Source organism: Salinivibrio sp. MA440, from assembly GCF_001996265.1.
In the GTDB taxonomy this organism is placed as follows: domain Bacteria; phylum Pseudomonadota; class Gammaproteobacteria; order Enterobacterales; family Vibrionaceae; genus Salinivibrio; species Salinivibrio costicola.
Window position 1 is genome coordinate 18180 of record NZ_MUFI01000012.1, and the last position, 22147, is coordinate 40326.

The 22147-nt window shown below is 50.5% G+C and carries 24 protein-coding genes; 13 read left to right on the forward strand and 11 right to left on the reverse strand.

Annotation, left to right across the window (positions count from 1 at the left end; all coding sequences use genetic code 11):
* Nucleotides 1–89: 89 nt before the first annotated feature.
* Both slmA and coaBC read right to left on the reverse strand, forming a co-directional pair.
* Nucleotides 90–680 (reverse strand): nucleoid occlusion factor SlmA, encoded by a 591-nt coding sequence (gene slmA / locus BZG80_RS05610; RefSeq protein ID WP_025744387.1) that lies wholly within the window; start codon nt 678–680, stop codon nt 90–92.
* A gap of 203 nt (nt 681–883) precedes the next feature.
* Entirely contained in the window at nt 884–2128 is a 1245-nt protein-coding gene (gene coaBC / locus BZG80_RS05615) for a bifunctional phosphopantothenoylcysteine decarboxylase/phosphopantothenate--cysteine ligase CoaBC (RefSeq protein ID WP_077678931.1), read from the reverse strand.
* Between the two features lie 245 nt (nt 2129–2373).
* On the opposite strand from coaBC, the gene radC reads away from it, so the two are divergent.
* From radC to mutM, 5 genes are all read left to right on the forward strand, one after another.
* Nucleotides 2374–3057, forward strand: coding sequence for a RadC family protein (radC, locus tag BZG80_RS05620; protein ID WP_077678932.1), 684 nt, complete (start codon nt 2374–2376; stop codon nt 3055–3057).
* 185 nt (nt 3058–3242) lie between these two features.
* Nucleotides 3243–3479 carry a 50S ribosomal protein L28 gene (gene rpmB / locus BZG80_RS05625; protein WP_025673845.1) on the forward strand — a complete coding sequence of 79 codons (237 nt, stop codon included), beginning with the start codon at nt 3243–3245 and terminating at the stop codon, nt 3477–3479.
* 13 nt (nt 3480–3492) lie between these two features.
* Nucleotides 3493–3663 carry a 50S ribosomal protein L33 gene (gene rpmG / locus BZG80_RS05630; RefSeq protein WP_025673846.1) on the forward strand — a complete coding sequence of 57 codons (171 nt, stop codon included), beginning with the start codon at nt 3493–3495 and terminating at the stop codon, nt 3661–3663.
* Between the two features lie 117 nt (nt 3664–3780).
* The gene (locus BZG80_RS05635) at nt 3781–4260 is read left to right on the forward strand and encodes a hypothetical protein (RefSeq protein WP_077461508.1); all 480 of its coding nucleotides are present in this window, start codon (nt 3781–3783) and stop codon (nt 4258–4260) included.
* 18 nt (nt 4261–4278) lie between these two features.
* A complete protein-coding gene (gene mutM, locus BZG80_RS05640) occupies nt 4279–5094 on the forward strand; it encodes a bifunctional DNA-formamidopyrimidine glycosylase/DNA-(apurinic or apyrimidinic site) lyase (protein ID WP_025744210.1) in 816 nt (271 codons plus the stop codon).
* Here the strand turns inward: mutM and coaD are convergent.
* Entirely contained in the window at nt 5086–5592 is a 507-nt protein-coding gene (coaD, locus tag BZG80_RS05645) for a pantetheine-phosphate adenylyltransferase (protein ID WP_025744211.1), read from the reverse strand. The genes mutM and coaD overlap by 9 nt on opposite strands.
* Nucleotides 5593–5752: 160 nt before the next feature.
* On the opposite strand from coaD, the gene BZG80_RS05650 reads away from it, so the two are divergent.
* Nucleotides 5753–6463, forward strand: a complete 711-nt coding sequence (locus tag BZG80_RS05650; RefSeq protein WP_077461578.1) for a 3-deoxy-D-manno-octulosonic acid kinase — start codon at nt 5753–5755, stop codon at nt 6461–6463.
* 7 nt (nt 6464–6470) lie between these two features.
* On the opposite strand, the gene waaA is transcribed toward BZG80_RS05650, so the two are convergent.
* The 6 genes from waaA to rfaD form a co-directional block, all read right to left on the reverse strand.
* Nucleotides 6471–7730 (reverse strand): lipid IV(A) 3-deoxy-D-manno-octulosonic acid transferase, encoded by a 1260-nt coding sequence (gene waaA / locus BZG80_RS05655; protein WP_077461511.1) that lies wholly within the window; start codon nt 7728–7730, stop codon nt 6471–6473.
* Nucleotides 7731–7817: 87 nt separating this feature from the next.
* Nucleotides 7818–8867: a glycosyltransferase family 4 protein gene (locus tag BZG80_RS05660; RefSeq protein ID WP_077678933.1), complete on the reverse strand. Its 1050-nt coding sequence runs from the start codon at nt 8865–8867 to the stop codon at nt 7818–7820.
* Between the two features lies 1 nt (nt 8868).
* Nucleotides 8869–9648, reverse strand: coding sequence for a glycosyltransferase family 2 protein (locus tag BZG80_RS05665; protein ID WP_077678934.1), 780 nt, complete (start codon nt 9646–9648; stop codon nt 8869–8871).
* The gene (waaF, locus tag BZG80_RS05670; RefSeq protein ID WP_077461513.1) at nt 9645–10682 is read right to left on the reverse strand and encodes a lipopolysaccharide heptosyltransferase II; all 1038 of its coding nucleotides are present in this window, start codon (nt 10680–10682) and stop codon (nt 9645–9647) included. Before waaF ends, BZG80_RS05665 begins: the two co-directional genes overlap by 4 nt.
* Nucleotides 10679–11659 (reverse strand): lauroyl-Kdo(2)-lipid IV(A) myristoyltransferase, encoded by a 981-nt coding sequence (gene lpxM / locus BZG80_RS05675; protein ID WP_077461514.1) that lies wholly within the window; start codon nt 11657–11659, stop codon nt 10679–10681. The genes waaF and lpxM overlap by 4 nt, the downstream gene beginning before the upstream one ends.
* 53 nt (nt 11660–11712) lie before the next feature.
* Complete coding sequence (gene rfaD / locus BZG80_RS05680; protein WP_077676577.1) at nt 11713–12657, reverse strand: ADP-glyceromanno-heptose 6-epimerase; 945 nt, start codon at nt 12655–12657, stop codon at nt 11713–11715.
* A 102-nt stretch (nt 12658–12759) separates the two neighbouring features.
* Between rfaD and BZG80_RS05685 the strand changes: the two genes are divergently transcribed.
* From BZG80_RS05685 to tdh, 3 genes are all read left to right on the forward strand, one after another.
* Complete coding sequence (locus tag BZG80_RS05685; protein WP_077678935.1) at nt 12760–13428, forward strand: TetR/AcrR family transcriptional regulator; 669 nt, start codon at nt 12760–12762, stop codon at nt 13426–13428.
* Nucleotides 13429–13622: 194 nt separating this feature from the next.
* A complete protein-coding gene (locus BZG80_RS05690; RefSeq protein WP_077678936.1) occupies nt 13623–14819 on the forward strand; it encodes a glycine C-acetyltransferase in 1197 nt (398 codons plus the stop codon).
* A gap of 19 nt (nt 14820–14838) precedes the next feature.
* On the forward strand, nt 14839–15867 hold the full coding sequence (tdh, locus tag BZG80_RS05695) for an L-threonine 3-dehydrogenase (protein ID WP_025744220.1): 1029 nt from the start codon (nt 14839–14841) through the stop codon (nt 15865–15867).
* A 93-nt stretch (nt 15868–15960) separates the two neighbouring features.
* Here tdh and BZG80_RS05700 read toward each other — a convergent pair whose 3' ends face one another.
* Both BZG80_RS05700 and gpmM read right to left on the reverse strand, forming a co-directional pair.
* Complete coding sequence (locus tag BZG80_RS05700; protein WP_241833863.1) at nt 15961–16980, reverse strand: murein hydrolase activator EnvC family protein; 1020 nt, start codon at nt 16978–16980, stop codon at nt 15961–15963.
* Between the two features lie 121 nt (nt 16981–17101).
* Nucleotides 17102–18640 carry a 2,3-bisphosphoglycerate-independent phosphoglycerate mutase gene (gene gpmM, locus BZG80_RS05705; RefSeq protein WP_077646515.1) on the reverse strand — a complete coding sequence of 513 codons (1539 nt, stop codon included), beginning with the start codon at nt 18638–18640 and terminating at the stop codon, nt 17102–17104.
* A 482-nt stretch (nt 18641–19122) separates the two neighbouring features.
* Between gpmM and BZG80_RS05710 the strand changes: the two genes are divergently transcribed.
* From BZG80_RS05710 to cysE, 4 genes are all read left to right on the forward strand, one after another.
* Nucleotides 19123–19584 carry a rhodanese-like domain-containing protein gene (locus BZG80_RS05710; protein WP_025744223.1) on the forward strand — a complete coding sequence of 154 codons (462 nt, stop codon included), beginning with the start codon at nt 19123–19125 and terminating at the stop codon, nt 19582–19584.
* Nucleotides 19585–19680: 96 nt separating this feature from the next.
* Nucleotides 19681–20163, forward strand: coding sequence for a protein-export chaperone SecB (secB, locus tag BZG80_RS05715; protein WP_025744224.1), 483 nt, complete (start codon nt 19681–19683; stop codon nt 20161–20163).
* Between the two features lie 9 nt (nt 20164–20172).
* Nucleotides 20173–21192, forward strand: coding sequence for an NAD(P)H-dependent glycerol-3-phosphate dehydrogenase (gene gpsA, locus BZG80_RS05720; RefSeq protein WP_025744225.1), 1020 nt, complete (start codon nt 20173–20175; stop codon nt 21190–21192).
* Between the two features lie 119 nt (nt 21193–21311).
* Nucleotides 21312–22145, forward strand: a complete 834-nt coding sequence (cysE, locus tag BZG80_RS05725) for a serine O-acetyltransferase (RefSeq protein ID WP_236719494.1) — start codon at nt 21312–21314, stop codon at nt 22143–22145.
* Nucleotides 22146–22147 lie beyond the last annotated feature (2 nt).

Genomic DNA, 22147 nt, shown 5'->3' on the forward strand with positions numbered 1-22147 from the left:
AACGTGCATGCAGCTGGCTAGCGTTATAGATGTAGCCAGTTGCATTGCGCCAATTGCATTGCGCCCATTTGCGTTGCAGCCAACACCGCTCATTGCAATTGATTGGTCAGCAGTTGCCAGTATTGTTCAAAATTCGCGGTTGGCAGCTGCTTAAACGATGAGCGTACGTAACGACAAAAGCCGCCTTCCACTTGGCTAATAAGCTGACTGGCAAGCACGGCTTCATCTAAAGGAAAGCCCTTTCCTTCGCGCAAGCGACGCTCACGTAATACTTGCTTGAGCTGTGCTTCAACGCGCTCGAAAAGCTGGTTGATGCGCGCTTGTAGCCTGTCTTGCTCAAACATCAGCGCATGGCCTGTCATGATGCGTGTCAGCCCTGGGTTACGTTCACCAAACACCAGCAATAATTGCAGAATCAACTTGAGACGAACCAAGGTGTCCTTTTCTTCTTCAATAATGAGGTTGATGCGGGATAAGAGCGAGTCTTCGATAAATTCAATCAAGCCCTCAAACATACGTGCTTTACTGGGAAAATGACGATAAAGCGCGGCCTCTGACACCCCGACTTGCTCGGCGAGCTTGGCGGTGGTGATGCGCTGGCTGCCTTGGGTTGACTCCAGCATCTGCGCGAGCGCTTGGAGGATCTCTTCGCGGCGATTACTTTTTTTCGGGGCTGCCATGGATGCGATTCCTTTGTCTTTTTATCTATCACACTGGCGACGTTTAAAGGAGGCATCATGGAGAGGTGCCGCCGAGTGTGACGCTTTCCTCTTATCTTAGCGACGAGGTCTATGTATTAAAAGCAAAAAGCGTGGCCATGGCGCACGCTTTTGAACTTGTTTTTCACCCGGAGCTAAGGGCTCCGGTGTGCTGGGCTTCTCCCTTATTCTTTTATCGATCGTTGCAAATAGCGCGTGTGAATGTGTGCTATTACGCTACGCGCTAACGTCGGTTTATCCGCAAGGGGGAGCGCTTTGTCACCGTCAGACCAGAATAGGTGCAGGGCATTATGATCACTGTTAAAGCCTTGATCGGCGTGAGACACATCATTTGCGCAAATCATATCGAGCTTTTTGCGGGTGAGTTTATCACGTGCGTAGGCTGCAACATCCTGGGTTTCGGCGGCAAAACCGACCGTAAATGGACGATGCTGGATTAAGTTGGCGACCGAGGCAATAATATCGGGGTTTTTCACCATGGTAACGGTCATCGTGTCTTTATCTGCCTGCTTTTTCATCTTCTGCTCGGCCATCGTTTGTGGACGGTAGTCAGCGACCGCGGCACAGCCGATAAAGATATCGTGCTCGGTGATAGAGGCATGCACAGCATCATGCATTTGTTGGGCTGTGGTGACATCCACGCGCGTGACACCGGTGGGCGTGCTTAATGCAACCGGACCGGAAATCAAGGTCACTTCGGCACCCAAACTGGCGGCGGCCTCGGCCAAAGCATAGCCCATTTTTCCAGAGCTGTGATTCGACAAATAGCGAACCGGATCCAGGGCTTCTCGGGTTGGCCCGGCGGTAATCATTACCCGTTTATTGGTGAGCGGTTTTGGGCCGGCCCAGTGTTCACACTCTGCCACTAAGGCCAGTGGCTCAAGCATACGGCCTGGCCCCACATCGCCACAGGCTTGGGCACCGCTGTCCGGACCCCAAATAAGGCAACCGCGCGTGCGTAGGGCCTGTATATTCGCTTGTGTAGCGTGAGCGCGATACATTTGCTGGTTCATCGCCGGGGCAATCGCAATCGGTGCATCGGTGGCCAAGCACACCGTGGTGAGCAAATCATTCCCCATCCCAGCGTGAATACGGGCAATTAAATCGGCGGTAGCGGGGGCAATCAATACTAAATCAGCCCATTTCGCTAACTCGATATGCCCCATTGAGGCCTCAGCAGCTGGATCGAGCAAGCTATCAGATACCGGATGGCCTGAGACCGCTTGCAGGGTTAACGGTGTGATAAATTCTTTAGCGGCGCGTGTCATTACCACTTTGACAGTGGCACCTCGCTCGATCAGGCGACGGGTCAAATCGGCACACTTATAGGCGGCAATTCCACCGCCCATGCCAAGCAGAATACGTTTACCTGCCAGCGTTTGGGCTGGCTGTGTTGAAGAATTGGCCATAATGCTCTGTGTGTTTGTGCTTGAATGGCGAAACCATACCATAATCCGCCGTGCAAAAAGTGTGTTAGCGCAAAGGAAAGCGCGTGGGATGTGAGCCAAGTAGAATGCGATCTAAGCACTGAGCGGTTGAAACCCTTGAGTGCTTATCAAGGGAAAATCGCGAGCGAGCCGCAGTTCCGCTCGAAAAGGATTGTGCGAGATCCCTCGCGTGTCTTAACTGGCGACAAAATCAAAGAGGGATAATAATGAGCTTAAAAACTTTGCCCTTGGATTGTCGTCCAAGGGAGCGTCTATTAGCACGTGGGGCGGACAGTTTATCGGATGCTGAGTTACTGGCGATATTTTTACGCACCGGTGTCACAGGGATGAGTGCGGTTGCGCTGGCTGATCATCTATTAACGGACTTTGGTTCGTTGCGCGCGCTGATGGGAGCCGATCAAACGGCGTTTTGTCAGCGTAAGGGGTTAGGCAGTGCGAAATACGCGCAACTGCAAGCGGTACTGGAGCTCAGCCGTCGTTATTTAAAAGAGACGTTAAGTAAAACGGATGCCCTGACCAGCCCCGATCATACTCGGCGTTACCTCTCGACGTTACTGCGCGATCGGCCACGTGAAGCCTTCTATGTGTTATTTCTCGATAACCAACACCGAGTGATTGCCGATGAGCAATTATTTGAAGGGACCCACAATGCCGCCAGTGTTTATCCGCGAGAAATTGTTCGCCGTGCATTAGAGCTTCATGCCGCTGCGTTAATTTTGGCACATAATCATCCTTCTGGGATCGCTGAACCGAGCCAAGCGGACCGACATATCACTGATAAAATCGCCAATGCCTTGTCATTAGTGGATGTACGCGTGTTAGATCATCTGGTGGTCGGGGACGGAGATGTGGTATCGTTCGCTGAACGAGGTTGGTTGTTATCCTCCTAAGGATCGCCTTTGGCGAAAAAAACGATCAAAAAGCGCATAAAAGGATCTGCTCGGGACTTGAGCAATGTGAATTCAGTTAGTATAATGCGCCACCTTTGATAGCCTTGACCTTCGACCTGACCTTAACGTTGCAGGACTGGCGGACAAGGTTGATATCGAGCCGAAACGATTTTGGAGAGACTTTCATGTCACGAGTATGCCAAGTAACTGGCAAGCGTCCTGTAGTTGGTAACAACCGCTCTCACGCTAAGAACGCCACCAAGCGTCGTTTTCTGCCGAACCTGCAAACTCATCGTTTCTGGGTAGAAGGCGAAAAACGCTTCGTTAAACTGCGCCTATCCACTAAAGGTATGCGCATCATCGACAAAAAAGGCATCGAGTCTGTATTGACAGATATGCGTGCCCGCGGTGAGAAAGTATAAGAGGAATTAGAGAATGGCTAAAAGCGGCGTTCGTGAGAAGATTCGTCTAGTATCCTCAGCGGGTACTGGTCACTTCTACACCACAGACAAGAACAAACGTAACATGCCTAGCAAATTCGAGATCAAGAAATTTGATCCTGTAGTTCGCAAGCACGTTATGTATAAAGAAGCCAAAATCAAGTAATTTGATCGATGCTTTGATAAAAGACCCAGCTTCGGCTGGGTTTTTTTATAACTAAAATCCGTCAGTGTTTGGGTATATACTGCGATAAATACGTACAGCGGCCTTGGGTGAGAAAACATGAAGCTAAAACGGCAGACGTGGAACAACATCCTGATTTTTTCAGTCGTGATTTTTTTTGGCTTAATGCTATTGCCCGATTATTTACGTCATCAGCGCCAATCAAATGCCATGCCTGAAGGCGTCATTGCGCTGGTGGACTCACGCAGTGAGGTGTTATCACTGCGCTTTGCGCATTTAACGCTCACCCGTACCTTGGATGGCTGGCAAACGGATAAGCCGTTAGTGATCAGCCCAACCGAGCTGGCTCAGCGGTGGCTAGGGTTGGCAGGCACCCAAGTTGATGAAGCAACCTTACAGTCACTGCGCCCACAACTTACCGCTCCCCGTACGCTCGAGTTGACCCGGAGTCCAGACAAAGAGCCGATCCGTATTACTTATTATCAGCAGCCCCAATTTTGGTTGATGCAAAATGAGCAGGGGCAATGGCTGGCGGTGTCTGTTGATCGTCGGTATCTTTTCCCGCTAACTAAATCGTGATAATCCAGAGCCATCTCTATGCCAGAATTACCGGAAGTAGAAGTGAGCCGTTTAGGCATCATACCGTATGTCGAAGGGCAAACGGTGACCGATATTACCATTCGTCAGCCAAAGTTACGTTGGCCGATTCCCGATGCGCTACAACAACTTAAAGGGCAGGTGATCCGCCGGGTTACCCGTCGGGCCAAGTATCTGTTGTTAGAAACCGATGTCGGGGCGGCGATTATCCATTTGGGGATGTCAGGCAGTTTGCGGGTGCTACCGACGTCACTGGCGCCCGAGAAGCACGATCATGTCGATGTGACACTCAGTAATGGGCGCTTACTGCGTTATCATGATCCACGCCGCTTTGGCGCCTGGCTGTGGCAAGACGGTGAGACGCCCCATACCGTTTTGGGTAAATTGGGCCCCGAGCCATTAACCGATGCCTTCGACCCTGACTACCTGTTAGCCAAAGCAACAGGGAAAAAAATGGCGATGAAGAGCTTTATTATGGATAACGCGGTAGTGGTTGGGGTGGGGAATATTTACGCCAACGAATCGTTATTTTGTGCGGGGATTCATCCTAAGCGACCCGCGGGCAGTCTCACGGCGACTGAGGCGGCGTGCTTGGTGAACGAAATTAAAACCGTTCTCGCAGCCGCCATCACTCAAGGAGGAACCACGCTTAAAGATTTTACGCAAGCGGATGGTAAAGCCGGTTATTTCGCCCAAGCGCTGCGTGTTTATGGTAAATCCGGTCAGCCTTGTCCGGCTTGTGACGTTGTGCTTGAGCGTATCGTCATTGGACAGCGGGCAACGGTATTTTGCCCGCAATGCCAGCCTTTAGGATGAAGGCGTTGCCTGCAGCTTGTCTTTCAGAGCGTTGAGTACCTCGTGGTGCACAAATTCTCGCGTGTCTCCCCCGTGCAAAGCCACTTCTTTGACGAGTGTGGAAGAGATAAAAGAGTGTTCCTCCGACGGGGTTAAAAAGACACTCTCTAGCTCGGGCATTAAACGCCGGTTCATGTTGGCCAACTGAAACTCATACTCAAAGTCTGATACGGCACGCAAACCACGGACCAAAATGTTGGCTTGGTACTGTTTGGCAAAGTTGACCAGTAATCCTGAGAACCCAACCACGGAGACATTGGATAAGTGCGCGGTGACCGTTTGCGTCAGGGCGACGCGTTCATTCAGATCAAAAAGCGGTTGTTTGCTTGGACTGGCGGCAATGCCCACAATCACATCGTCAAACATTCGTGCCGCGCGCTCAATCAGATCCAAGTGACCGTTGGTGATCGGATCAAATGTGCCCGGGTAAATCACGCGGGTATGTTGTTTTTGTGTCACTGGCTTATCCTTAAAAACGTGTATTGGGAAGAGGTTATCAAATCCTTGTTCTGCGCGCATTGTTCTGACTCTCTTGCGTGCCCTTGCCTGTGATTCTAACCGCGAGCAAGGTACACTGATGTGCGCCAGCGTCAGTGCGTAAACAGGAAAAACCGTGAGTATAGAAGTCGAGCAACGCGAAAACGAGTGCATCTGGTACGATCCTACCTTGGTGGTCGGGGAGCCGCGCCAGTATTTTGATATTCATTTTTGGCACCAACAGGCTGCCGTCACCGGCTCGGCCAAAGGGCGAGGGATAACCTTTTTTGTCCGTGGCCCGAAAATGGAGATGGCACTGCGGCATTATTATCGCGGCGGCCTGTTCGGCAAATTGGTGAAAGACCAATACTGGTTTACGGGCTGGGAGGAAACGCGCTGCGGTGCGGAGTTGCGCTTATTGGCTTATTTGCGCGAGAAAAAGCTCCCTGTACCGCGCCCCGTCGCTGCTCGTGCGGTAAAGACAGGCCGTACCTATCGTGCCGATATCTTGGTAGAAAAAGTCCCAGGAGCCCGTGACTTGGTGGCGATATTAAGCGAAAACAGCTTGCTAGCTCACGATTATCACGCCATTGGCCGCTTGGTGCGTCGTTTACATGATGCCGGCGTGTGCCATTCTGATCTGAATATCCATAATATTCTTCGTGATAGAAAAGGCAAACTGTGGCTGATTGATTTTGATAAGTGCCAACAGCGTGAAGGTGAGCAATGGAAAGAAGACAACTTAGCACGCTTGCATCGCTCTTTTAAAAAAGAAAAAGAGAAGCGCCAAATCCGCTGGCAGCCCGAGGATTGGGCTGCGGTCTTAAAAGGTTACAATCATATTCGAAAGTAGTCGCCACTCAGTGCGAGTGTCGAAGCCAAGGGGTGAGTGCTTGTAAGGTTCGCTCAACGGCGCCACGGTTTTCTTCGACCACCGCCAAACCGGCTTTTCCTGCTTGCGCTGCCAGTGGCGGTGCATTAAAGAAAGCGCCAATCTTTGCCGCGAGATCTTGGCTATCGTTACATACTTGCAGTGCGCCTGCGTCTATTAAAGCATCACCAATGACTTGGAAGTTATAGTAACTGGGTCCGGTTAATAAGGGTTTGCTGAGCGCAGCGGGCTCTAACAGATTATGACCGCCAACTTTGGCGCCTAAAAAACTCCCTGCCATGACAACCACATCTGCACTGGCGAGATACATCATCATCTCACCCATGGTATCGCCAAGGTACACTTGCGTGCTCGTGGTAAGCGTCTCGCCCTGAGTATGTCTTTGTATACTGAGGCCCTGAGCCGCGACTTGTTGCGAGACATCATCAAAGCGCTCAGGGTGGCGAGGGACCATAATCAATAAAGCATCCGGATAATCACGTAGCAAAATACTGTGGGCGGCTAACATGATGGCATCTTCGCCTGCATGGGTGCTGGCCGCTATCCAGCAAGGGCGTTCACCGCGAGCGTCACGAAGCGCAGCGCCTAAATCAGGATTTACCGCCTTGATATCAAACTTCACCGACCCAACTGCGCTTAGTTTTTCTGCGGGGACCCCCAGTGCGGCAAAACGTGCTTTATCAGTGGTATGCTGACACAGTATGAGATCGATATGCTGACTCATGGCACGAAAGAGCGGCGCAATTTTTTGATAATGGTGACATGCCTTTTCAGAAAGCCTCGCATTAATGATCGTAATGGGAACACCGGCACGACCGACATGATGCAAAGTATTGGGCCAAAGCTCGGTCTCCATGATCACGCATAGCCTTGGAGAGACTGCACGTAAAAAACCACGAATCGCAAACGGAAAATCGACAGGCATATAGCGATGGTTCACACCTTTGATTCGCATTGCCTGCTCGGCCCCAGTGGCTGTAGTGGTGGTGATGAGGATAGGAACATCGGGATAAGCTTGTTGCAGTGCACTGATCACCGGTTTGGCGGCGAGGACTTCCCCTACGGAAACCGCATGCAACCAAATCGGCGCCCCCTCAATGTTGGGTGTGCGACCAAAGTGCTCTTGCCAGCGCTCCCCCACCGCCGGCTTACCGGGCCGTTTACGATAAAGCCCGACAAGCAAAAAAGGGGCAGCAAGTGTGAGTAATAATGTGTATAACCAGCGCACAGGGAAACTCCTATGGACGTTTGGGTGCGATAAATAGTGGCATTCTCTCCAACCGAGCTCCAGTCTCTAAGATTTATCAGACACTCGTCATACAATCTTGGATCCGTCTTTTATCGTTTGGTATAGGGATTGATAGGTTAGGACGGTTTGATTGATATCACAGGCTTTAGCTTGTTCGAGACTACCGACAATAAGGCGGTTTCTAAGAGTCGTATCATTGGCTATATCTGTGATAGAACTCGCTAGTTGATCAGCCTCTCCCACCTCGATAAGCCGTCCAGATATACTATGTGTGATGATATCAGGAATCCCGCCAGCACGCGTTGCAACAACAGGGAGCCCGGCTGCCATTGCTTCTAAAATGACCGAACCTAAGCCTTCTGAATAGGAAGGATGGACGAGTAAATCGGCCGCTGCGAACCAATCGCCCATATTCGTTTGTTTGCCAGCAAAGTGAACGTTGCTGAGTCCTTTCGCTTGAAGCGCTAACGCTTCACGTTCTTTACCATCACCAAGTAAACAAAACTGGATGTTGGGCGATGTGTTAGCAAGTAAGCGTGCCGCTTCTATCGTGACATCAAAGCCTTTATGCGCATACATATTGGCGGCATGAATCACTAAGAACTTCCTATGAAATTGCGCTTTGATTTTCTCAACCTTATCTTGCGATACAGGGTAGATGACAGGAGAGCTAGGAATTTTGACTAACTTGGCATCAGGGTAACGTTTTTCTAGTTGATGGATAATCTCCGAACTCAAACCGACCAGGGCACTCGCTTTGCGGTATGCAAGTTGAGATAACCACTTTTTCTTTAAAGGGTTATCAATGCGGCGTGTCACGATATAAGGCACATTATGTAATAAGCGCTGGAGCAATGCCCAATAAATCGCTCGGCCTTCGTGGACATGGACCAGATCACATGTTGCGGTGATTGAGCGCTCATGTCGTCGAGTATAGTGCGGACAAAGCACTAATTGGCATTGTTCTAACGCGCGAATTTTATCAGCGAGCGGGCTTTTGGGGTTTACCACTACGGTGAGTCGATAACCCATTGCGAGCTGTTGTTTAATCAGTGTGAGCGTTTGTCGCTCACCGCCGCTAAAACCAGAAGCGAGATTAACGTGGCAAATGTGCATCTTAACGTTGTTTTTTGACATAGTCTCTTAGCCATAAGTCGGCATAACGCGTAAAAACGACGTTGGCGCTGAGAAGTGCGAGGATAAAGCCATGTCGACCATCTAAAAATCCTTTTTTCAAGAAATACATCTTAATAAATCTAAAAAGAGCATGCCCTAAAGCTTTGGAGACACTTGAGCTCATCTTGCCCTCGCGCTGATCACTCCATAATTTTATATATTGGTTGGTTTTAGCGGTATATTCATGGAGGTAATTAAACGTGTTATGCAGTAGAACACCATGTAAATAAATTTTCTTATGTGTATTAGGAACAACAACCTGTTCATGCACGAGAGAGTCAGAATAATGAGTTTCTGATGTTTTATAAAGTCGGCAAATCCAATCTGGGTGCCAACCAGAGTGCTTGATTTCTTTCCCAAAGGCGTTAGAAAGCCTATTTATGTAATAGACACAGTTAGGTTGGTGGTCATTGATAACACCTAAGATGTTTTTCTTTAATTCAGGTGTGACTCTTTCATCTGCGTCTAGCCAAAACACAAAGTCACTTTCTACATATGATTGAGCGCGCTGGCGTTGTTTTCCAAACCCCCGCCAGTCTGAAGCTACGTAGACTTTATCCGTATACTGTTTAGCTATTTCAGTTGTGTTATCTGAGCTTCCCGCGTCCAGTACAACGATTTCATCCACCCAATTGCATACAGACTGCAAACATAGATCAATGTTATGCGCTTCGTTTTTAACGATAAGTGCAACGGCAACGGTTGTATTCCCTTCACTCATGACGCTTTATCCATTTTTATTAAAGAAATAACGCGGCTAGGGTCCAAATCCTTTAAACACTTCAAATGCCCAAGTGGACATTCGCGTTGAAAGCAGGGGCGACATTCAATATCTGTATGCACAATGTCGACCTTACTGGTTAAAGGCGGCGTGTAATCGGGGGACGTTGAGCCATAAATGGCAATGACCTGGCAGTTGACCGCCGCGGCGATGTGCATCAAGCCGGAGTCATTACTGACGACGGTTTGGCAAGCGCCTAATAGATCAACAGCCTCAATTAAATTGGTTTTACCCGCTAACACATGAATATTCGGTGCGTTGTCGGCAAGAGCAGCAATTTTTTCACAGGTGTCGATATCTTTGGCTGAGCCAAACAGCCAAACTTGAAACCCCTTAGCATGCATCTGGCGAGCGACCTCGGCATAGTGTTGCTCAGGCCACTTTTTGGCTGGGCCGAACTCGGCACCCGGGCAAAGACCCACGATGGGTCTATCTTGGTTTAAGCCTAGCTTAGTGATCACAGCCGCTTGTGCGTCAGGATCAATGGTTAATTCAGGTTTTGGTAGGCCTTCAAGGCCGCCGAGTGAGACCGAACTTTGCATCGTGGCGCGTGGGTGTGCCAGGGCAACATAGCGCTCAACCATATATTGAAACGCTTTTTTATTGGGACGCAGGTCGTTGAGCAAACCATAACGCATTTCACCTTTCCAACCGGTACGTGTTGGGATCCCAGCAAACCAAGGGATCAGCGCCGATTTGGCGGAATTAGGCAATACATAGGCATGGTCATAGCCATGTTTTGCTAGGCGTTTACCTAATTGGTAGCGCTTACCGAGTGCAAATTCTCCATGGCCCAGTGGCATGTCGATACTGCGATTAACTTCTGGCATACGCGCCAAAATAGGGGCGCACCATCCAGGCGCCATCACGTCAATGGTGGCGTCAGGGTGTTGTTGTTTGATGGCTTTATACAGTGATTGCGACATCACCATATCGCCGACCCAAGACGGGCCAATGACGAGTACTCGTGTCATGATGCCCGTTTCCTTTTTGCCTCTTGGTAGATATTGCGGCCGTCTTCGCGTGTGCGGAGCAGCTGTAGGATCCACATGTATTGATCGTATTGACCCTCGAGCATGGTTTCGATGTGTTGGTTCATCATGTGGGCGTCCGTTTTGCTATCACCGGTTGGAAACTCGCTAAATGCTGGATGGATGGTAATGACAAACCGGCCGGTTTTGGCATCAAAGCCAGATAGCACAGGCACGATATGCGAACGCGTGACTTTGCTCAACTTGCCGAGACTTGGCAGTGTCGCCTTGGTTGTTGAGAAAAAAGGAACAAACTCACTGCTCTCATCACGCATATCTTCATCGGGCAGGTAATAGCCCAAGAAGCCTCGTTTAACCGCACGAATAAAAGGTTTAATCCCTGCTTCTCGTTCGTAGCAGTTACCACCATATTGTACTCGTTGGCGGTGCATCAGCCAGTCGAGGAGACCGTTTTTTTGTCGTTTTGAGAAGGCAGCGACAGGTAAGCCCTGTGAGGCAAATAAAATCGCCGCCGCATCAATCGCCCAGGTATGGGGGACAAACAAGATCACCGGCTCACCATGATCGGTGTGGCGGGTAATATGCTCCATGCCAATGACATCACAGTGCTGTTGAAACCACTGACGACCACGTAACGTAATCAGTGGAAAACTGAGTAAAAACGCTCCTGCGGTTGTTAGCGTCTCGACCAAGATCGCTTCGCGTGCTTGCTTTGATTGCTCTGGAAAGCAGGCTTCAAGGTTGAGCCATGCATTCAAAATCGTGCCTTTTTTCTTTTTCACCAGCTTGCGTGCCACCCATTGGGCAAAGCGATACTTTGCTCGCGCAGGTACCAACAAACAGATTGGCAAGGCAGCCAATAACATCAGCCAGGTGCCCCAATATTTCGGTGCGAGGAAGGCACGCGAAAATTCGGGGTTATAGGCATTTGGATCGTAATCGGGTCGCTGTTTTGTCATTATTCGATTTTCTCATACGCCAAGCGTCACGGCTTGGCGTAAACATCATTATATTAGCGATTGATTTCAGCCAGATAGGCGGCAACACCTTCAGCCACAGTCTTAAAGGAAGCGGTATATCCGGCTTCACGAACCTTGGTCAAATCGGCCTGCGTGTAAGCTTGATAGCGGCCTTTTAAGTGATCGGGGAACGGCACCTCTTCAATTTCCCCTTGACCGTGAAACGCGATGACGGCGTTGGCGACGGCGCTAAACGGTTCGGCACGGCCAGTACCACAGTTAAAAATGCCGGAGATTTGTTGCTGCCAGAACCAGATATTCATTTGACACACGTCGCCAACATAGACGAAATCACGCTTAAATGTGTCACTGCCTTCAAACAGCTTCGGGTTTTCACCGTTTAAGATTTGCTGGTTCAGGTGGTAAGCAACGGACGCCATGCTGCCTTTGTGCTGCTCACGAGGGCCGTAAACGTTGAAGTAACGAAAACCGGTGATCGGTGGCAGTGTTTCACCGTGCGCCTTGGCATCGTCTTGCACGCGACGGACATAATTATCAAACTGCTGCTTCGAGTAGCCGTAAACATTCAGCGCGCCTTCATACTCTGGCGCTTCAATGAAGTCTCTGTCGCGGCCGCCATAAGTAGCCGCTGACGAGGCGTATAAAAACGGAATGTCACGGTCAATGCAGTAATGCAATAGCTCTTTAGAATATTCATAGTTATTGAGCATCATGTACTTGCCGTCCCACTCGGTGGTCGCTGAGCAAGCACCTTGGTGGAAAATCGCTTCGATAGGCCCGAAGTTCTCACCGGCCATGATTTGGGTAAGAAAGTCTTCCTTATCCATATAATCAGCAATATCCAAATCAACCAGGTTAACGAATTTGGTGCCGTCTTTAAGGTTATCGACGACAACGATGTCACGATAGCCTTGCTCGTTAAGTGCTTTTACTAAGTTGCTACCGATCATGCCGGCACCACCAGTCACAAAAATCATATCGTTACCTAATTCATCGTTGCAGGCGACAGACGCCGTCGCCATTATTGTTGACTGTGATAGTATGGTTACGCATCAACCGGGCAGAGGACTGAACCATACATGAAAACCCAAGACCGAATTATCCATGCTGCACTGGCTTTATTCAATCAACACGGTGAGCCAAATATTACCACGAATCATATTGCGGCTGATCTTGGGATAAGCCCGGGAAACCTTTATTACCACTTTCGTAATAAAGAGGCGATTATACACAGCATTTTTGATCAATACGCGCAAGATCTCGCCCTTGCTTTTGATCCTAGTCAGCCTCAAGAAGATACCCAAGCGCTGTTGCAACATTATCTCGATGCAACGTTCAGTTTGATTTGGCGCTACCGCTTTTTTTACGCCAATCTGCCCGATATTCTGCGTCGCGATGAAGCGCTACAGCATAAGTACCTCGATGCACAACAACAGCTTCAAACCAACCTGATGACTATTTTGCAGCATTACAGCCATGCGGGGTGGTTGAATCTGAGTGAGAGTGGGTTGGCTGCCGTGGGCGAAACCTTGAAGCAGGTCGCGTCAAGCTGGATTTTCTACCAAAGTGCGCAAGCGCCACAAACACATATTCATGCCGGTGTGATCTACAAAGGCGTTTTACAGATGTTGGCGTTGCTACATCCGCTGACTTCCTCGCAAGGGCAAACCGCTATCGCTGCATTAATGGACCACTATCAGCAGCAATTGGTTCGCCAAGATATACGCGCACTGGATACCTTAAATTAACCGGTCCAACGTCGTTTATTGTGTTTTGCGCGATATTCCGCCAGCCTAAAGCGGAATACACGATATGAATCACTGTCTCGTGCGGGTTATTGGCACAAACCTAATGAACGTGCCATGATAGCAGCCAATCATTCGCCGTACAGAAACTGTGCGGCGGCCTTCCAAAAGTAATCATCACCAGCATGGAGATTGCGATGACGGCTGCCTTCTATCAGCAAATACGTCATCAGCTTGAGCAAGTAAAAGCTGATGGCTTGTACAAAAGTGAACGCCTTATTACTTCCCCGCAATCGGCCAGTGTGGCCGTTAATCATGAGCAACAGGTGCTCAATTTCTGCGCGAATAACTATCTAGGATTAGCCAATCATCCTGCTTTGGTTGAGGCTGCCAAAGCGGGGATGGATGAGCACGGCTTTGGCATGGCGTCAGTGCGCTTTATTTGTGGCACGCAAGACGCCCATAAAACTCTTGAGGCTAAACTCTCTGACTTTTTGGGCATGGAAGATACGATTTTGTATTCGTCATGCTTTGATGCGAATACCGGCTTGTTTGAAACTATCCTGGGGCCTGATGATGCTATTGTCTCAGATGCGTTGAACCATGCATCGATCATTGATGGGGTGCGTTTATGTAAAGCGAAGCGGTTCCGGTACGCCAACAACGATATGGACGAGCTGGAAGCCCAACTTAAAGCCGCGAAAGCAGCCAATGTGGCGAATATCTTGATTGTCACCGACGGCGTTTTCTCGATGGATGGCGTGGTCGCTAACTTGCCCGCAGTGTGCGATCTGGCTGAGCAGTATGGCGCGCTGGTGATGGTGGATGACTCCCACGCTGTGGGCTTTATGGGCGATCATGGCCGTGGTACCCACGAATACCACCAAGTCATGGACCGCGTTGATATCATCACTGGGACCTTGGGTAAAGCCATGGGGGGAGCCTCGGGTGGCTATACATCGGGTAAAAAAGAAGTGATCGATTGGTTGCGTCAACGTTCACGCCCTTATCTGTTCTCGAATTCACTGGCACCGGCGATTGTGTCGGCCTCTATTCGCGTGCTCGATATGCTGGCGGAAAGTGACCATTTGCGCGCACAGCTATGGGATAACAGCGCACATTTCCGAGCTCGTATGACTGAGGCAGGTTTCACGCTAGCAGGCGCGGATCATGCCATTATTCCGGTGATGCTGGGAGATGCCAAAGTCGCGAGTGAGTTTGCCGAACGTATGATGCAAGAAGGCGTCTATGTAGTGGGCTTCTCTTATCCGGTGGTGCCGAAAGGGCAAGCACGTATTCGCACTCAAATGTCAGCCGCACACACGCGTGAGCAACTGGACCGCGCGATTGATGCTTTCATCAAAGTCGGTAAAGAAATGCAACTGATTGGGTAATCGTATGACACAAACAAGCATGAAAGCCCTGGCGAAGCTAAAAGCCGAGCCCGGTATTTGGATGACGGAGGCGGCGCTGCCTGAGCTTGGGCATAACGATCTACTGATCAAAATCCGTAAAACCGCCATCTGCGGTACCGACGTTCATATTTACAAGTGGGATGAGTGGTCGCAAAACACCATTCCGGTTCCCATGGTAGTCGGTCACGAATATGTGGGCGAAGTGGTTGGGATTGGACAAGAAGTCAAAGGCTTCGCCATCGGTGATCGCGTCTCCGGAGAAGGCCACATTACTTGTGGTCACTGCCGTAATTGCCGCGGCGGACGCACCCACCTTTGCCGGAATACCGAAGGAGTCGGGGTCAATCGTCCTGGCGCATTTGCGGAATATTTAGTGATCCCAGCGTTTAATGCCTTCAAAATTCCAGCGGAAATTTCGGACGATTTAGCCTCGATCTTTGACCCATTTGGCAATGCGGTGCACACCGCGTTATCGTTTGATCTGGTCGGCGAAGACGTGCTAATCACAGGTGCCGGCCCGATTGGTATTATGGCTGCGGCGGTTGCGCGTCATGTGGGCGCAAGACATGTGGTGATCACTGATGTGAATGAGTACCGCCTACAACTTGCTCGGGATATGGGAGTGACTCGGGCGGTAAACGTCGCCGAGACCTCGATAGAATCGGTGATGGCTGAGCTTGGAATGACGGAAGGCTTTGACGTTGGCATGGAAATGTCGGGCGTCCCTGCCGCTTTTAATAGCATGTTGTCGGCCATGAACCATGGCGGCAATATTGCCTTGCTCGGGATCCCACCGAGCGATATGGGCATTGATTGGAACCAAGTGATCTTTAAAGGCTTGGTGATCAAAGGCATCTATGGTCGCGAAATGTTCGAGACTTGGTACAAGATGGCCTCCTTGATTCAATCAGGGTTGGATTTAACCCCCATCATTACCCACCATTACCACGTAGATGACTTTCAAGAAGGTTTTGAGATGATGTGCTCAGGGCAGTCTGGCAAGGTGATCCTCGACTGGCAGGGCTAATGTAAGAGACCTATAACGCCATATGACCGGGTGATTGAAGGCTCACCAGGTGCTTGGCAATATTGACAGCGCTCACCCATGGGGTGGGCGTTTTTAATCCAACCAAGGAACTGGGTTAGTGGTATTGCCTTTACGACGAATCTCGAAATATAGCGATGGTGTTGATTGTCCGCCACTGTCGCCAACTAAGGCAATCGGTTCACCGGCGGTCACTGTGTCGCCGATGTCTTTGAGTAATGCTTGATTATAGCCGTACAAGCTCATATCCCCCTTGCCATGATCGACGGCAATCAATAGCCCGTAGCCACGTAGCCAACTGGATAGCACCACTTTTCCTGCATGCGTCGCTTTCACTTCCGTGCCACGCTTGGCATCAATCACGATGCCATTCCAAGTCACTTCGCCGGATTGGCGCTCGCCAAAGCGGTGCAGGAGTTTACCTTGGGCGGGCCAAGTGAGTTTTCCTTTGGCGTCACTAATGCCTGCCATATTGACCTGCGCGCGTCGTGCCGCCTCGGCGATTTGTTCTTGCAAGCGCTGCTTATTAGCTTTGAGCTCGGCTAAATATGCGCTGTCACTGGCAATCTTGGCACGAATTTGTTTCGCCGTTTGGCTTTGTGCGTTTTGCTCAGTCTCAAGCTCACGCTTTTTATCGGTTAACTCTGCCACGAGCTGCGTTTGCTTATCCCGCTGCTGTTTGAGCTGGTGAGCGGTGAGCTGATAATCGGTACGGGTAGCGGCGAGTGACTCAATCGTTTGCTGCATTGTGCCTGCAACGATTTCGGCATAGCGCGTTAACCGGTCAAGGGTGGCTGGCGATTCTTGGCTGAGCAGTCGTTTGAGTTGATCGTGTTTGCCTTGACGATATTGCGCATCGATAAGCTCGCCCAGTTGGGCTTGTTGGGCGATCATTTCCTGCTTTAATCGCGCTTGTTGTTGCGTCAGCTGGGTAATGTCGGTATCTGTTTCTTGCAGGCTAGCTTGCGCTTGGCGGATGCGCCTGGACAAGGTGTCAATCCGTTTAGATTGCGCTTTTAAGTCGCGCTGAAGTGCATTGAGTTTTTTATTGTGCGCGGCCAGCTGTGATTGTTGGCGGGCAATCTCATCGCTCACACCCTCAAGTTGTGAGTTAGCGTGCACAGACCCTGTGAATAGACACAGAAAAACGCCAGTGCATAATGCACTGGCGCGGAGGGTTTGACCTAGGCGTGTTCGTTTCTCCCGCATGGGGAGATTATTTCAGATCGAACAGAGGCTTGCCAGTCATCTCTTCAGGAATCGGCATATCGGACAATGCCAACATGGTCGGTGCCAGATCAGACAGCTTACCGCCTTCTTTCAAGGTCACTGGTTTGCTACCGACATACATCAGTGGGACTGGTAAGTTGGTGTGTGCGGTATATGCACCGCCCGTTTCCTCGTTAACCATCATTTCAGCGTTACCGTGGTCGGCGGTGATCAGCATTTGACCGTCTACTTCTTTAATCGCTTCTAGCACGCGACCGATACAGCCATCGACAGCTTCACACGCTTGGACAGCAGCCTCGTAGACGCCCGTATGACCGACCATATCACCGTTCGGGTAGTTACAGATGATCATATCGAACTTGCCGGACTTAATCGCATCAACCAGTTTATCCGTTAGCTCTTCAGAGCTCATTTCGGGTTGTAGATCGTAAGTGGCCACTTTGGGTGACGCCACCAAAGAGCGCTCTTCGCCTTCAAATACGGTTTCCATACCACCGTTGAAGAAGAAAGTGACGTGCGCGTATTTCTCAGTTTCTGAAATACGTAGCTGGGTTTTACCGGTTTTCGATAGCCATTCACCCAAGGTGTTTGACAGGCTTGTCGGTGGGAAAGCCACCGTCGTATCGATATCGGCTGCGTATTCGGTCAGCATGACAAAGTCGGACAGTTCGGCATACTTCTTACGCGCAAATCCATCAAACTCAGGCATAAAGGCACGAGTCATTTCGCGCGCCCGGTCGGCACGGAAGTTCATGAAAATGACTGCGTCGCCGTCGTTGATGGTCGCTTTGTTGTCACCCTCACGGAAGATTTCCGTAGGGGCGACAAACTCGTCATTTTCTTCACGCGCATACGCTGCTTCGAGGCCTTCAACCGCGCTCGTTGCGCTATGCTCGCCTTGCGCCAAGGTCAACAAATCGTAAGCTCGCTCTACACGATCCCAGTTGTTGTCGCGGTCCATCGCGTAGTAGCGACCCACCAGTGAGGCCGTGCGTCCTTTGCCTAGCTTGGCAAAAAGGGCGTCAAAACGCTCAAGTGAGGCTTTTGCGCTACGTGGTGGCGTATCACGACCATCCAAGAAGGCGTGCAGATAGATTTGATCCGCACCACGCTCAGCGGCCAACTCAACCATGGCCGCAATGTGGTCTTCATGGCTATGAACGCCACCTGGTGACATCAGACCCATGATATGAACGGCTTTGCCTTTATCCACGGCTTTATCGACCGCGGCAGTGAGTGCGGGGGTCTGGTTAAAGTCGCCATCGGCGATGGATTTGGTGATACGGGTGAGTTCTTGATACACCACGCGGCCAGCACCGATATTCACGTGACCGACTTCTGAGTTACCCATTTGCCCATCAGGCAGGCCAACGTCAAAACCGGATGCTGAAATCAAGGTGCTATTGTCGGCCATCAGGCTGTCGATAACCGGCGTGTTAGCATTGGTGATGGCATTATCGCTTTGTGGGTCACGATAGCCCCAGCCATCGAGAATCACCAGTGCAAGTGGTTTTTTCGCAGACATATTACGTCCTCTTAATTCAAGCTAAAGACTGACATTGGATGCCACTGACATTGGATGTCATGGAGCAGCCACTGAGGCTTGATGCCAGATTTGAGGCTAGCATCAGGCCTCAGTGGTGCAGTGTGCGTAATTTTACAACATTTTACGCAAGGATACGTAGGCTAAGATCAATTATTCCAGCTGATAAGTTAACCAGCAAGGGTTGCATGGCTTGCCTTCTACCCTTGACTCCCCTCATTATGGCGAAGATTGTCGGTATACGCGAATGGCTTCACTCGATGTCTGCGATTGATGAAACCTTCTTTCTTTTTAACATATTGAGGGGAGCGAAAATTTATCATTCGATCACCGTGAGTGAGCAAGCGCGCGATTTCGTCTTGGTAGGCTGTAAAACCCTGACGAGCAGGTTATACTCGACACCATTTTCACCCCTTGATGGACTCTCGCCTCGCGGGACAAACAAGCAGTATAGAGCAAAGGTTATGCAGGAATATATCGATTTTGTCTCCAACAACATGATTCTGACACTGGTCTGGGTTGGCTTAGCTGCCACCTTGTTGATGTCGCTGATCAAACAGAAAACCGCCGCATACAAAGTGGTGGCTCCGAACGATGCCGCGATCCTGAACAACCGTGAAAATGGGGTGTTTGTGGATATTCGCAGTCATGACGAGTTTCGTGCGGGCCATATCACGGGTGCAATCAACGTATTGCCCAGTGAAATTAAATCGCACTCATTTGGCGAACTTGAAAAACATAAAACTGACCCCATCATCGTAGTATGCAAGACCGGTCAAACCGCGGCTGACAGTGCGAATCAACTCGCCAAAGCGGGTTTTGAGTCTGTGTATGTGCTCAAAGATGGCTTGACCTCGTGGAACGATGCCAAAATGCCACTGGTCCGCGCCAAAAGCGGTAAAGGCAAAAGCAAAAAGAAAAAGTGATCCCTCACTCAAATCTCGAGTGACTGCATGACGCAGTGGCTCGCATTTTTTAATGTGCCCGGCACATAAGCAACTAGTTAGAAAGGACGAACCACCATGGCTGAAGCAGAAAACAACCAACAAGCCGAGCAAAACTTTGCTATCCAACGCGTTTTTCTTAAAGACGTGTCTTTTGAGGCGCCAAATTCACCTGACGTTTTTCAGCAAGACTGGGCACCTGACGTTAACTTAGATTTAGACACGCAAAGCCGCGAGCTGGGTGAAGGCATTTACGAGGTTGTTCTGCGTCTAACCGTGACCGTGAAAAACCAAGAGAGCAGTGCGTTCTTGTGCGAAGTACAACAAGGCGGCATCTTCTCGGTTACCGGCATGGATGCGCCGCAATTAGCGCATTGCCTCGGCGCTTTTTGCCCGAATATTCTTTTCCCTTACGCGCGTGAGACGATTTCTAGCTTGGTCGTTAAAGGGACGTTCCCACAGCTTAACCTTGCACCGGTAAACTTTGATGCCTTGTTCATGAACTACCTGCAACAGCAGGCGGACGCGAAATCTGGCGAAGAAGAAGACGCGCAAGCCTAAGGGGTCATTATGACAGATCTGGCTCCCACTCAAGACGCCGCGATTGTTGTATTGGGCGCTGGCTCGTACGGCACTGCCTTAGCGATCTCACTGGCGAGAAATGGTGCCAACGTTGTGTTATGGGGGCACGATCCACGTCATCTTGCGCAGTTGGAAATTGACCGTGCTAACCAGGCTTTTTTACCAGGCGTCGCCTTTCCAGACTCGCTGGTGCTTTGTGCCGATTTGTCCGTGGCGGTGAATGCCAGTCGTGATTTATTGGTGGTGGTGCCCAGCCACGTCTTTGGTCAAGTGCTCGGCCAGATCCGGCCCTACTTACGCGCGGATTCTCGCGTTTGCTGGGCCACAAAAGGGCTAGAACCGGAAACCGGACGCCTGTTGCAAGAAGTCGCGCGTGAACAACTGGGTGATTCGCGCTCGCTGGCGGTACTCTCGGGTCCCACTTTCGCTAAAGAGCTGGCGGCTGGCATGCCGACGGCGATTTCTGTTTCCTCGCCTGACCCCGAGTTTGTGCGTGATTTGCAAGAGACGATTCATTGCCAGCAGAGTTTCCGCGTTTACGGCAATCATGATTTTATCGGCATGCAATTAGGTGGCGCGGTAAAAAACGTGATTGCGATTGGGGCTGGGATTTCTGATGGTATCGGGTTTGGCGCCAATGCGCGCACGGCTCTGATTACGCGTGGCTTGGCGGAAATGACGCGCTTGGGTGAAGCGCTAGGCGCATCGCGAGAGACCTTTATGGGCATGGCCGGTTTAGGTGATCTGGTTTTAACCTGCACCGATAATCAATCGCGTAATCGCCGCTTTGGGCTGGCGCTTGGCCAAGGTGAAGGCGTGCAAGCGGCGCAGGATAATATCGGTCAAGTGGTTGAGGGCTTTCGCAATACCAAAGAGGTGTGGGCCCTGGCGCAGCGCGCTGGGGTTGAAATGCCGATTGTGGAGCAAATTTATCAAGTTTTATATCAGGGTAAATTGGCGCATCACGCTGCTCGAGACTTGCTGGCCCGTGATAAAAAATCCGAATAACGGCAACGTGTATCAGCATATAAATAGGCGCGCGGGGTGAGAACCGCGCGTTTTTTTTATACACTGGCACGGTAGGGGAACGTCCCAGTTGCCGGTGATTTTTGATAAGGATGAAGGCAGTGAATCAGGCTAAAAAAGAATGCCAACAGAACCGTGTGTGGCAAGCGGTAAAAACAGAAGCACGCGAACACTCAGAGCGCGAGCCCATGTTGGCCAGCTTTTACCATGCCACAATTATCAAGCACGATAATCTCGCCAGTGCCCTGAGCTATATTTTGGCCAATAAATTGTCGACGCCGTCGATGCCGTCGATGGCGGTGCGAGAAGTGATTGAAGAAGTGTATGCCAATGATGCGTCGGTGGCTGAATCGGCTGCCTGCGATATTTGTGCCACGGTAGAGCGGGATCCTGCGGTGGAACTGTACTCCACGCCCTTACTGTACCTAAAAGGATTTCATGCCTTGCAAGGCTTCCGTGTGGCAAATTGGCTGTGGCACCAAGGTCGCAAAGAGTTAGCGACGTACCTACAAAACCAAATTTCAGTGACCAGTCAGGTGGATGTTCATCCGGCGGCCACTATCGGACGTGGGATCATGTTTGACCACGCCACGGGGATCGTGATCGGTGAGACGGCGGTGATCGAAGATAATGTTTCTATCTTGCAAGATGTTACTCTCGGCGGGACCGGAAAAGAAGGCGGTGATCGCCATCCGAAAATTCGGACCGGTGTGATGATCGGCGCCGGTGCGAAAATCCTTGGCAATATCGATATTGGCGAGGGCGCGAAAATTGGATCATGCTCTGTGGTGCTCAACCCTGTACCGCCGCACACCACGGTGGCGGGCGTGCCGGCTAAAATCGTTGGGCGCCCGAGTTCACACATGCCCTCACTGGATATGGATCAAGAGTTTAACGGCTCACACAAAACGTTTATCTCTGGGGACGGCATATAACT